Source organism: Streptococcus sp. HF-1907, assembly GCF_015594605.1.
Taxonomy (GTDB): domain Bacteria; phylum Bacillota; class Bacilli; order Lactobacillales; family Streptococcaceae; genus Streptococcus.
Genome location: NZ_JADNQT010000001.1, coordinates 188,213 through 201,800 on the forward strand (window position 1 = coordinate 188,213; position 13,588 = coordinate 201,800).

Here is a 13,588-nt window from a genome sequence, read left to right on the forward strand (position 1 = left end):
AGTAGAAATTTTCTATTAAAGGATACATTATGTCAATTACAAAAGAATTTGATACTATCGCCGCAATTTCAACACCACTTGGTGAAGGGGCTATCGGTATCGTCCGCATTTCTGGGTCAGACGCGCTAGCCATTGCCCAAAAAATCTATCGTGGCAAAGACCTCAGTCAGGTTGAGTCGCACACGCTTAATTACGGACACATCGTTGATCCGCAAAATGACGAAGTGCTTGACGAGGTCATGGTGGGTGTCATGCTGGCTCCAAAGACCTTCACTCGCGAAGACATTATCGAGATTAACACTCACGGTGGAATTGCCGTCACCAATGAGGTTCTGCAGTTGATTTTGCGCCAGGGCGCAAGAATGGCAGAGCCCGGAGAGTTTACAAAGCGTGCCTTTTTGAATGGTCGTGTGGACTTGACTCAAGCCGAGGCTGTCATGGATATCATCCGTGCCAAGACTGACCAAGCTATGAACATCGCTGTCAAACAGCTAGATGGCTCCCTCAAAGACCTCATCAATAAAGCCCGTCAAGAAATCCTCAATACGCTTGCCCAAGTCGAAGTCAATATCGACTATCCAGAATACGACGATGTTGAAGAAGTGACTACTGCGCTCGTTCGTGAGAAAACACAAGAATTCCAAGAGTTATTGGAAAACCTTCTTCGTACAGCTCGTCGTGGTAAAATTCTCCGTGAAGGCTTATCGACTGCTATCATCGGCCGTCCAAATGTCGGTAAATCAAGTCTTCTAAACAATCTTCTCCGTGAGGAAAAAGCCATCGTAACTGACATCGCTGGAACAACGCGTGACGTCATTGAAGAATACGTAAACATCAAAGGAGTGCCACTCAAGCTAGTTGATACAGCTGGTATCCGTGAAACCGATGATGTCGTTGAAAAAATTGGTGTTGAACGCTCCAAGAAAGCTCTCTCTGAGGCTGATCTGGTCCTTCTGGTCTTAAACAGCTCAGAGCCTCTAACGCAACAAGATCGCGATCTCCTTGCTATTTCTGATATGGCAAATCGCATCGTTCTCCTCAACAAAACTGACCTCCCTGAACAAATCGAAGTTGATCAATTGCCAGACGATGTCATCCGAATCTCCGTCCTCCAAAATCAAAATATCGATCAAATCGAAGAACGCATCAATCAACTCTTCTTTGATAATGCTGGTATGGTTGAGCACGACGCTACCTACCTGTCAAATGCTCGTCACATCTCCTTGATTGAAAAAGCGGTTGAAAGCCTTAAAGCTGTTAACGAAGGACTTGAATTGGGTATGCCAGTTGACCTTCTTCAAGTTGACATGACCCGCACTTGGGAAATCTTGGGAGAAATTACTGGCGATGCTTCTCCAGACGAACTCATCACCCAACTCTTCAGTCAATTCTGTCTTGGAAAATAAGCAAAAACAAACACCAAACGGTGCTTGTTTTTTAATAAGTGTTTTACATAATTAAATATATGTATTTCATTTAGTAAAAAAGAAACCTGCATTTCAGCAAGTTTCTCTAAACATCCATTATTGTGCAACTAGGACGCGGAGGTCACGGTCAATCTGTTCTGCAGTCTTACGACCTTCACGGATTCCCCAAATCACAAGACTTGGTCCACGACGTGCGTCACCTGCAACGAAGACTTTCTCATTTGAGGTTGAGTAGTCATCATAGACTGCTTTAATATCAAATTGGTCAAAGAGTGCTGTTTCTGCACCTGTGAATCCCATAGCTAGTAAAACAAGGTCCGCTTTAAGTTCAGATTCTGTTCCTTCAACTGGCTTGAAACCTGGTCCCATTTCGATGGTTTTGGCAGCCGTTACATGACCATTTTCACCGACAAATTCAGTTGTTGATATTGCAAACAAAGTCAATTCTTCATCTTGGACGAAGTTAGCTTCTTCCTGACCATAACCTATACGTTTAATCATTGGGTATTCTGGCCAAGGGTTACTTGGTCGACGTTTGATTGGTGGCTCAGGTGTAATTTCTAATTGCTTGACTGAGGCAGCACCAAGACGAACTGCGGTACCGATACAGTCATTCCCTGTATCACCACCACCGATTACCAAGACATGCTTGCCGGCCAAGCTCTTGCCCAGCTTATTGTCGTCAGACTCAAGTACCGCCTTTGTGGTTTCCGTTAGGAAATCCACCGCAAAACGAATCCCTTCAAGCTCACGACCTGGAACTTGCAAATCGCGTGCAACACTGGCACCAGTAGCAAGGATGATACGGTCGAAATTCTCTTGAAGTTCTTCAGCAGTCACATTACGGCCAATCTCAGTGTTAGCAATGAAGTTGATACCAAGCTTAGTCATGACATCAATACGACGTTGAACAATTTCTTTATCCAATTTCATGTTTGGAATACCATACATGAGGAGACCACCAAAGCGGTCGCTACGCTCATAAACAGTTACAGAATGACCAAGTTTGTTGAGACGCCAAGCGGCTGAAAGTCCTGCTGGTCCTGAACCGACAATAGCAACCTTGAAACCTGTACGATGACTTGGACGACCTGACTCTTCAACCCATCCATTTTCAAAAGCGGTATCAATAATGAAGCGTTCGTTATCATGAATAGTGACGCCTTCACCATGAAGTCCTTCGGTACAACCTTTTTCACAAGGTGCAGGGCAGACACGACCCGTCATTTCTGGAAGTGGATTGGTGCGAGTAAGGCGTTCAAAAGCTTTCTTGAATTCACCACGGAAGAGTAGGTCATTCCATTCTGGAATCAAATTATCGTTAGGACAACCTGATACGGCACGACCGCCACCATAGAATTCACCACTGTGACAGAAAGGAATCCCGCAAGACATGCAACGTGCAGCCTGTGTTTGGCGTTTCTCTTCTGATAAGGGCGTCTGCAATTCTTCAAAATCAAGAATGCGTTCGCTGACTGGTCGATAAGGGTTATCGACACGTTTGTATTTCAAAAATCCAAATGGATCTGCCATCTTATTGACCTCCTCTGTGACTTTCTGTTAGCAAGTCTGCTTTTTCTTGAGCGGTTTCTGCACCACCGGTAGCAATTTTAAAGGTACGTAGTTCAAGGGCATCGCCTTCCATACCTTGATGTTTAAGGGCATGTTCAATATCGTTGATTTCATGGAATTCTGTTGGGTAGACTTTGACAAATTTCTTAACTTCACTTGCCCAGTTATCCAAAAGGAATTTAGCTTTTTGGCTTCCAGTGTATTGGTAATGCTTTTGAATGAGATCAACAAGAACATCATCACCACGAGTTTCACCAACTTTGTACAAGTCAACCATTTCCATATTCACTTTGTCAGCGAAGTCGCCAGCTTCATCGTAAACATAAGCAACACCACCACTCATACCGGCAGCGAAGTTACGTCCAGTTGAACCAAGGATGACAGCCACACCACCGGTCATGTATTCACAGCCGTGGGCACCGACCCCTTGAACAACCACATGAGCGCCTGAATTACGAACACAGAAACGTTCACCAGCACGACCAGCGAAGTAGGCTTCACCATTAACAGCACCAAAAAGGGCAACGTTACCAACGATTGGTGAATTTTCATGGTCATAAGCCGCATCTTCTGGCGCCTTAACAATCAAGCGACCGCCTGACATTGATTTGGCAATGTAATCATTGGCTTCACCTGTCAAGGTCAATTCCATACCTTGTGGAATGAAGCTTGCAAAACTTTGTCCTGCGATACCCTTGTAGTGGTACTTAAGCAGTCCTGCTGGAACACCGTCATTACCATAACGTTCAGCAAGCCAACCAGCCATACGAGCACCGACTGCACGGTTGACATTATTGATGTCATTTTCAACAGTGACGCTACTGTTGTTATCAACTGCAGCTTTGGCAAAACTATCCAATTCTTTCCATTGACGTTTAACCTCAAATGGGTCATCAATCTTAGCTTCGATTGGCCATGCTTGTCCGATGACACGACTGAAATCAAGTGATTTAGCTTTACCAAACGAAACAAATTTAGCTTGTAAGAGTTCCGCATGTCCGACCATTTCGTCTACTGAACGGAAACCAAGCTCTGCCATGTATTCACGAAATTCCTCTGCAAGGAAGGTCATCATGTTAATAACGTGTTCTGGTTTACCGACAAAATTCTTACGAAGTTCAGGATTTTGCGTTGCCACTCCGACTGGACATGTGTTGAGCGAGCAAACACGCATCATAACACATCCTACAGATACCAAAGTAAGACTGGCAAATGAATATTCTTCGGCTCCAAGAAGCGTTGCAATGGCGATATCACGCCCGGTCATCAATTTACCATCAGTTTCAAGCGTCATGCGTTGACGGAGTTTGTTCATTGAAAGCGTTTGGTGGGCTTCTGCCAATCCCATTTCCCAAGGAAGCCCTGCGTCACGAACGGAGTTACGTGGTGAGGCACCAGTACCGCCATCATAACCAGAGATAACAACTTTGTCAGCGCCAGCTTTGACACAACCAGTCGCAATAGTCCCAACACCGGTACTTGAAACCAACTTAACATTGATTTTGGCATAAGGGTTGATGGCTTTAAGGTCAAAAATGAGCTGCGCCAAATCTTCGATTGAGTAGATATCATGATGCGGTGGAGGTGAAATCAAGCGAACCCCTGGCGTTGCGCCACGAATTTCGGCCACCCATGGGAAGACTTTTTGCCCAGGCAACTGACCACCTTCACCTGGCTTAGCTCCTTGTGCCAACTTGATTTGCAATTCTTCAGCCGACATGAGGTATTCAGCGTTAACACCGAAACGACCCGATGCAACTTGTTTAATCTTAGAGTTAATATTGCGTCCATCAGCTTGTGGTTTGAAACGATTGCGGTTTTCACCACCTTCACCAGAGTTTGATTTAGCTCCGATACGGTTGAGGGCTTCGGCAATGGTTTCGTGTGCTTCTTTTGAAAGTGACCCGAAACTCATGGCACCAGCTTTGAAGCGTTTTACGATTTCAGATGCTGGTTCGACTTCTGAAATGTCGACACTTGGACGGTTAGATTTGAATTCCCAGATAGAACGCAAGGTCGTTGGGTGTTCAAGAGCTTCCTTTTCCATCTCAGCAGTGTATTCTTTGAAGAGGTTATAGTCACCACTGCGGACAGCTTTTTGGAAATTATAGATAGTTTTTGGATTGAAGAGATGATATTCACCATCAGCTTTGTATTGGTAAATACCGCCACTCTCAAGATAATCATCAGCGTAAGGTCCAAAAGCATAGTCATATCGACCGATATATTCGGCTTCCAGTTGGTCCAAATCAAGACCACCGATACGAGTCACTGTTCCTGTGAAGTATTGTTTCACAAGAGCTTCTGAAAGTCCAACAGCTTCAAATAATTGAGCACCTTTGTAGCCAAGAACCGTTGAAATTCCCATACGGCTCATGACTTTGACGATACCTTTTTCAGCAGCCTTACGGAATTTTTCATAAGTCGCTTCTGATTTACCATATTCTTTCAAAGTGAGGTAGGCACCATATGGGTGAATAGCTGCCGCACCATAGCCAACCAAGGTCGCAAAATGATGTACTTCAAAGACTTCTGCAGAATCAACGACAATTGAGAAAGCAGAGCCTTTCCCCTTACGAACCATATAGTTTTGAAGACCAGCTACCGCCAATAAAATTGGAATAGCCATGTGACCTTCAGTCAAACCACGGTCAGTCAAGACAATGATTTTAGCACCTGCATCAACAGCTTCTTCAGCACGTTTGAAGAGGCTATCAAGTGCTCCCTGAAGACGATTTTTAGCTGGTTCAACCAAGGCATAGCTTGTAGGCAAAACTTGAACCTTATAACGGTCATCCTTAAGAGATGCAATTTTAGCGAAATCTTCTGATGATAAGACTGGGCTGTCAATTTTCAACTTCGTACAATTATCAGCACCATTTTGACGAACATCACCATCACCACCAAGATAGACGTTAGTTGATACAACAATTTTTTCACGGATGGCATCAATAGGTGGATTGGTTACTTGCGCAAATTGTTGTTTGAAGAAGGTGAATAGGGATTGATGCTTGTTAGATAAAACTGAGAGTGGGCTATCAAATCCCATTGAAATAACTGGTTCTTCTCCCTTATCAGCCATAGCTACGATGACATTACGAATCACTTCTTCGTTGTAACCAAAGAGTTTCCAGACTTTTTGAACATCTTCTTCAACTGGAACAACTTGACTTCCTGGAAGGTCATTAAGAGCTTTAACATTTTGGTCAACCCATTCTTTGTAAGGGTGTTGACTAGCGTATTTTGCCTTAACTTCATCATTTTTGTAGATGCGTCCTTCGACAGTGTCGACTAGCATCATATTACCTGGACCAAGCACACCTTTTTCAATCACTCGGCTTGGTTCTAAGTCAACGACACCAGACTCACTTGAACAGATGATAAAGTTATCTTTAGTCACTGAATAGCGGCTTGGGCGCAAGCCATTTCGGTCAAGACGAGCCCCAACCAAATCACCATCGGTAAAGACGATAGCGGCTGGACCATCCCATGGTGCTACAAAACTTGACGAATATTCGTAGAAAGCCTTGAGGTCATCATCAAGACCAGATTCATCACCCCAAGCTTCTGGAACCATCATCAAAAGACTTTCTGGAATTGAGCGACCATTACGATAGAAAAATTCCATACAGTTTTCAAGTTTGGCAGAATCAGAATTTTCGTCATCGTACATTTCCACTTGATGGCTGTGCATCCAATTTTCTGCACCACGAAGGGTATTGATTTCACCATTGTGAGCAATAAAGCGAAATGGCTGCGCACGATTCCAAGATGGGAAAGTATTGGTTGAGAAACGTGAGTGTGTAAGCGCAATATGAGACTCAAAACGTTCATCTGTCAAATCAGGGAAGAAAAGCCCAACTTGAAAGGCATGAAGCATTCCCTTGTAAACGATTGTTTTACTAGACAAAGAACATACAGTCAAATCAGATGCTGAAAAAGTTTTTTCCAACTGACGACGTAGACGGAATAATTTATCCTCAAATGGTCGTCCTGCCTCTGTACCCTCTGGTTTTTTAATAAAGAGCTGCACAAAAGAAGGCATGATTTCTTGTGCTGTCGGACCACAATTTTCAAATCGATATGGGACATCACGCTCAAGAAGGACTTGATATCCTCGTTTTTCAATAGCTGATACAAGACTCGCTTGTAAGGTTTGTTTAGCAACTACTTCTCTTGGTAAGAAAAGCTGTGCGACAGCATAGTCACCTTTTGGAGGCAAGTTAACACCTGATTCACTAGCAACACTTTGGAAAAATCGGTCTGGTAGTCCTAAAAGGATACCTGCACCATCACCTGTATCAGGTTCTGCACCTGTACCACCACGGTGATTCATGCGTGTTAACATGGTCAAAGCATACTCAATCAGCGTATGACTAGCTCGACCATCAATTTGAGCGACATAGCCCATCCCGCAGGCAGCTGACTCAAAAGATGGATCCCACATGGTCGTCTGCTGTGCTTTCAAAGCCTGTTCATCCATAGCTAATACTCCTAACTTCAATAATATTCAGCAAATTCTAAGTTAAAACCCCTATTATTATAACATATTTTTTAAATTAGAGGAATTTTCTGATAATTTTATAGAATAAAACAAAGTTGAGCGTTTTGCTCAACCTTGTTCGTTTTCTGCTTAATCTTCTTAGTAAAGATCCAAGTAGTTATCGATTTCCCATTGAGAAACAAAGGCTGCGTAGCTTGACCATTCGATACGTTTAGCTTCAACAAAGTTTGTGTAAATATGATCACCAAGCGCTGCTTTAACCACTTCATCTTCCTCAAGAGCTTTAACGGCATTGTGAAGAGTTGAAGGAAGGTCAATAATACCTGCTGCTCTACGTTCTTCTGGAGTCATCACATAAATGTTTGTTTCAACAGGTGCTGGCGCTTCAATATTATTCTTGATACCGTCAAGCCCTGCTTCAAGAAGCACTGCAAGAGCAAGATATGGATTTGCAGTTGGGTCAACTGAACGAAGTTCCAAACGAGTTCCCATACCACGAGATGCAGGAACGCGGATCAATGGTGAACGGTTACGACCTGCCCACGCGATATAAACTGGCGCTTCGTAGCCTGGAACCAAACGTTTGTATGAGTTAACTGTTGGGTTCATGATTGCTGTGTAGCTGTATGCGTGTTTCATCAAACCACCAAGGAAATGGTAAGCTGTTTCTGACAATTGCATACCACGACTATCTTCCGGGTCAAAGAAAGCATTGTTTCCATCTTTGTCGAACAATGACATGTTACAGTGCATACCAGAACCGTTGATACCGAATTTTGGTTTAGCCATGAATGTTGCGTACAAACCGTGTTTACGAGCAATCGTTTTAACAACTAGTTTGAAGATTTGGATGTTATCGCAAGCTTTCAACACATCGCCATATTTAAAGTCAATTTCGTGTTGCCCTACAGCAACTTCGTGGTGACTTGCTTCAACTTCAAATCCCATTTCAGTCAAAACATTAACGATTTCACGACGAGTGTTATCTGCAAGGTCAGTTGGTGCTAAGTCGAAGTATCCACCACGGTCATTGACTTCAAGCGTTGGTTCACCTTTTTCGTCAAGCTTAAATAGGAAGAATTCTGGTTCTGGACCAAGGTTGAATGATTTGAATCCAACTTCTTCCATGTGTTTAAGAGCACGTTTTAAGTTACCACGAGGGTCACCAGCAAATGGTTCACCATCAGCAGTGTAAATATCACAAATCAATCCAGCGACAGCACCATTCTCGCTACCCCAAGGGAATACTGTCCAAGTATCCAAGTCTGGGAAAAGGTACATATCAGATTCATTGATACGCACGAAACCTTCGATTGAAGAACCGTCAAACATTGCTTTGTTTGAAAGAACTTTGTCTAGCTGCTCATCGGTAGCAGGAATTTCAACGTTTTTAAGTGTTCCTGTAATATCTGAGAACATCAAACGGAGGAAAGTAACGTTTTTCTCTTTAACTTCGCGACGGATGTCAGCTGCTGTGATTGCCATAAAGGGTCTCCTTTTGTAATACAAATATTTTTTCAGTACTAAACTGTTAAATTTAGCATCAATTTCCGAACATTAGTTAACTAAAGAACTAATTTGTTAGCTCATTTCTTATTAACACCACCATTATAGACCTCCTTTTTTGAGATGTCAAGGGTTTGTGTGAGATTTTCTAACACGCGTGCAAATTTTTTTATTTTCCGACAGTTATCATAATTTCATGAAGTTTAATGAAGCTAATCAAGCAACAAGATATCCGACTTTAATTGATGATTTGAAAGTGCTATAATGTTAACAATTGTTAATTTTTATAGGAGTCTATTATGACAGAAACCTTTATTTCTTTGACGATTATCGCCTTTGTTTCAGCGGTAACGCCACTTATTGCAAGGGTAATTCCTAGGCAAGTGGTTCCAGAAACCGTCATTCTCATTGCTGCGGGAGCGATTTTAGGACCGAATACACTAGGAATTATCCATTCTAACAGCGAAGCCTTGAAGCTCTTGTCTGAATTGGGCTGTGCCTTCCTCTTTCTTCTTGCCGGTTTTGAAATTGACCCTAAGGTATTGATTGGCAAAGAGGGTAAGAAGGGATTTTCTACTTGGATGGTTACCTTCATCATTGGGCTTGCCGTTGCTTTTCTCTTGCCAGACATTGCTTCTGGGAAGCAGGGCATGATTGCTACTGCTCTGCTATTTACCACAACCGCCCTCGGTACCTTGATGCCAATCCTGGAAGAGCGCGGACTGACTGGTACTCGAGTTGGAAATCAGATTCTCGCCTACGGTACTTGGGGTGAGCTTGCGACCGTCATCGCCATGGCCATTCTGCTATCAACTCGACGGACATGGAAGACAGCACTGATTTTGGGAGCTCTGCTACTGATTTGTCTCTGGGTTGCCCATCTTGGAAATCGTGCTGTTAAGGGCGGAAGTGCCATTTATCGCTTCATCGAATCAAAATCTGAGACGACCTCCCAGCTCATGTTGCGCATCACCATTCTCATCATGATTATGCTGGTTGCCTTCTCTTCTATTTTTGATTTGGATATTGTCCTCGGTGCCTTTGCAGCAGGCTTTGTCCTCCGCTATATTCTGCCCGAAGAAAATAATACCTTAGAGTCTAAGTTAAATGGACTGGCGCACGGCTTCTTGATTCCGCTTTTCTTTATCATCTCTGGTGCTGGTATCAATCCTGCTTCCGTAACCAAGAATCCTGGCTTGTTGCTTATTTTCATCATCGCTTTGCTTCTTGTTCGTGCCATTCCAATCGTGATATCCTTATCCTTGGAGAAAGATGTTGAAAAACGCCTCTCACTCCACAATCGTTTCTCGGTTGCCTTCTATTGTACAACTGCTCTGCCACTTATTGTGGGGATTACAGGAATTGCAGTCAACGAAGGTTTCATGACTAGCGATATTGCATCCGTGCTCATCGCAGCGGGAGCTGTATCTGTCTTCTTGATGCCATATCTCGGTGCTGCGACTTATTCTGTCGTTGATAGTGAACCTCTGACAGCGGTCAAGGAAATCATTCATTCTCCTCGTGAAATGAGTCATATCATTCAAAAACACATTGAATTAGAACGCAAACGTGCTAAGCAATACCGCGATTTTGCAGCTGAAAAAATTAATTCTCGTGTGGATGCCATCGATAATCCTGATGAACGCCGTGAAATGCGCAGGCTCATTCAACAACAACGCAACGAAGACCTTGCTTTCCACCAAAAAATGATTCACCGTCGTAAAAAACTTTGGCGCAAGCATCGCACAGAACTCCAAGCTGTTTATCAAAAATACCACAACGGCAACATTCCCGAAGACAATCTCATCAAGTCACTTGAGCAAGAGAGTCACCGTTAATCAAAAGAGGGCTGAGAAAACATTCTCAACTCTCTTTTTTCTACCATTTGTCAAGCCTCCCAAGGCTTTAAGGTAAAAAGATTTTGAAGATAATAGCTTGATGTAGGTTATTGCCCTCTTTTTCTGTGGTAAGCATGATAAAAGTGTACGCAAAAGGAACACCTTATCTAGCCTTTTTAAAAATAAGGTGTCAGAATAATATGGCATAAAAGCTTTAATGATTTTGGATCGAAGTATAATCGTAAAGTTTGTTATGCGTTATGAGGTAATACATTGTCCGAATGAGACGATGTATAGAGGCAATCGTATGTGGCTTAGTTGAAGCTATTTGTGATTGTCTTTTTCGTTTCTCATAGAGGTCGCTGTTGTTTCTGCAATGCTAGGGATAGACAGTAAGCTGTCTAGTTGCTTTTTAGCTTCTAGAGGATTTAACCGTGTATAAGCGCAGCCATTGTTCTCAAGAAAGGCTTGAAGGTGATGAGAATAGACTCCTGTTGCTTCGAAGACAATCTTAGGCTGATGAACCGTTTTTAAGTCATCGGATAAACGACCGAAACCTGCCGCATCGTTAGGCATGGTGTAGCCATGAACCTTCTTCCCATTGAGCCAAATGGCCACTCCTGAACTTGCTTTACTCACATCAATTCCAAACACGACTCGCATGATATTACCTCTTTATCTTGAAAGATTCCTAGTTTTAGTGATTTCATTTTCAATACACGACGTCAAGCGTCCCACATACTTTGATAACATTCTACCTAAAACAGGTGTCTTGCCAGTTTTAATCGCGACGTCTAGCGCCATAGAGCCCTACGACTTAACAAGACACCCCTACTTTAATATAAAGAAAAAGTAGTAAGTACTCTCTCCCGTCGGAGATTTCCTCACTACTAATCTTAGTATGTTTTGATGTAGTCATCGGTAACAGTCATAAATATTTCCCCGTACCGTTCCAACTTCTGCGCTCCGACTCCCTTAATGTCTAGAAACTCTTGAGCCATCGTGGGCTGGTGGGCAGCCATTTCTTTAAGACTGACATCCGAAAAGATTATAAAAGGTGGCACACCCTGGTCTTGCGCTAGCTCAAATCGTATTTGATGCAAGTGTTCGAAGAGCTCTTGGTCAAAGTCCATAGGCTCAGCTGTTCTAGCAAAAGCGCGCTGTGCTTGCTTACTTTCCTTGATACGTTTGGCAAGGATTGGCTGACGCTCCTTCAATTCAAGCCTGCCCTTGTTGGTTAATTTGAGCACTTTATAATCTGACTCAACTCGTAAGAATTTGTCCGCAACTAGGGATGAAATGTATTTCTTGATAGTGGTTTCCGCTAGGTCGCTAAGCAGTCCATAAGTTGATAGGCGGTCAAAACCAAATTGGCGGTTATCAGCTGTATTTTTTCCTTTTATCACTATAGAAAACTATTAGTATTTACGTCTGTAACCACCGTAAGCAAGGTAGGCTGTCATTGAAGCCATAATTGCAAAACCAAGTGCCATCACTGCAAAATTATCACTATCAGCTGTCTTAGGCAAGATAGAGGCTGATGCAGTAGGAACATCTTTAGGAATTATTAGTGTTACTGGGGTGTTTGGAGTTGTTGGTTTGTCTGGGGTGGTCGGAACCGACGGCTTGTCGATATCTACAGGCATGTGTGGTTTAAAATTATAACCACCAATTACATTCCAATCAATATACCATCATCCTCATTCGGAAAATGAGATGTTTCCAACGTACCAACAGTCGCTTTCGTATCACTAGATTCATCCCAAATCCAGTCGCCTTGTTCAGTCATCTTAGCAAGAACACGAGTCGTTCCATCAGGAAGAACTTGAATTAGGAAACTTGGTGCCCATGTTGAATTATTCCCTTTACCAGCCACTTCATTACGGTTAGTCATATAAGCTGTTACTAAAAGGGTATCGTCAGATCCTTCAACGGGTACTGCATAATATGAGTACGTTGCTGTACGCCAATCTGATGGGACTGAGGCTGTCAAAACAACTCCACTATTATTCAGTGGCTTATAACCAGAAGTCAAGCTGTCTGAAACGTATCCAAGCATGATAACATTGTCACCCACTACCTTATTAGTCATTTCCCAAGCGTCATCATTACTACCATGATTCAAGCGTGATGCTGCAAAAAGGTAATACTTATTTCCGAGCTTAACAATATTTGGACGTTCGATTTCATCACTGACCATCACCGATGACAACAATGGTGTATAATATTCCGCGATACTTGGTGTCTTATCATCTCCAGTTAAGCGAACAAGACCAATAGCAGCGTTTGAAACAGACGCACGAACTTTCATATCTTCATTTTCAAGAATACGGAAAAGACTTGATGTTTTGAATTTAGTATCCCCACCGTAGTTCATCAAATTGTAAATCTGATTCTCACTTTGATAGTTTTCTGTACCTGTACTTGCCTCAAAAGCTAAGTAACGAACCCCGTTTTCATCTTCAATTACATGGGGGTCACGCATAGCGATATTATCAGCACCTGTAAAAGTTGAACGCCATTGTGCATAACTTTGATAATGGTAGCTATCCCCACCTTTAGGTGTCAAGACCTGTTTATTATCAACAGATTTAAGGACGACTTCTCCATTTTCAACCGCTAAATTCAATGTAGCAGATGCTAACATTTGGTTGTTTGAATTATTATCAGTTGTATCAATAAACGTTTAACTTTGATTCTATTTGTAAAATCCTATAACATCACCGATATTCCTTTTAGTG

At 42.7% G+C, this 13,588-nt stretch carries 6 protein-coding genes and 2 pseudogenes; 2 read left to right on the forward strand and 6 right to left on the reverse strand.

From position 1 onward, the window contains the following. The first annotated feature begins 29 nt into the window (after positions 1 to 29). Positions 30 to 1,406, forward strand: coding sequence for a tRNA uridine-5-carboxymethylaminomethyl(34) synthesis GTPase MnmE (gene mnmE, locus IYQ92_RS00940; RefSeq protein ID WP_195674892.1), 1,377 nt, complete (start codon positions 30 to 32; stop codon positions 1,404 to 1,406). A gap of 117 nt (positions 1,407 to 1,523) precedes the next feature. Here the strand turns inward: mnmE and IYQ92_RS00945 are convergent, their stop codons facing one another. The 3 genes from IYQ92_RS00945 to glnA form a co-directional block, all read right to left on the reverse strand. Beyond that, on the reverse strand, positions 1,524 to 2,960 hold the full coding sequence (locus IYQ92_RS00945) for a glutamate synthase subunit beta (protein WP_195674893.1): 1,437 nt from the start codon (positions 2,958 to 2,960) through the stop codon (positions 1,524 to 1,526). A gap of 1 nt (position 2,961) precedes the next feature. Beyond that, positions 2,962 to 7,482, reverse strand: coding sequence for a glutamate synthase large subunit (gltB, locus tag IYQ92_RS00950; protein ID WP_195674894.1), 4,521 nt, complete (start codon positions 7,480 to 7,482; stop codon positions 2,962 to 2,964). A 159-nt stretch (positions 7,483 to 7,641) separates the two neighbouring features. Next, a complete protein-coding gene (gene glnA, locus IYQ92_RS00955) occupies positions 7,642 to 8,988 on the reverse strand; it encodes a type I glutamate--ammonia ligase (protein ID WP_195674895.1) in 1,347 nt (448 codons plus the stop codon). A 320-nt stretch (positions 8,989 to 9,308) separates the two neighbouring features. Here glnA and IYQ92_RS00960 point away from each other — a divergent pair, with 320 nt between their 5' ends. After that, positions 9,309 to 10,847, forward strand: coding sequence for a cation:proton antiporter (locus tag IYQ92_RS00960; RefSeq protein WP_195674896.1), 1,539 nt, complete (start codon positions 9,309 to 9,311; stop codon positions 10,845 to 10,847). Between the two features lie 393 nt (positions 10,848 to 11,240). Here IYQ92_RS00960 and IYQ92_RS10670 read toward each other — a convergent pair. The 3 genes and pseudogenes from IYQ92_RS10670 to IYQ92_RS00975 form a co-directional block, all read right to left on the reverse strand. Then, positions 11,241 to 11,510 (reverse strand): annotated as a pseudogene (locus IYQ92_RS10670) (IS110 family transposase); the annotation flags it as partial. Between the two features lie 233 nt (positions 11,511 to 11,743). Beyond that, positions 11,744 to 12,253, reverse strand: a complete 510-nt coding sequence (locus IYQ92_RS10570) for an HRDC domain-containing protein (protein WP_195674897.1) — start codon at positions 12,251 to 12,253, stop codon at positions 11,744 to 11,746. A gap of 12 nt (positions 12,254 to 12,265) precedes the next feature. After that, a pseudogene (locus tag IYQ92_RS00975) lies at positions 12,266 to 13,533 on the reverse strand (glycoside hydrolase family 68 protein); the annotation flags it as partial. Between the last annotated feature and the right edge of the window lie 55 nt (positions 13,534 to 13,588).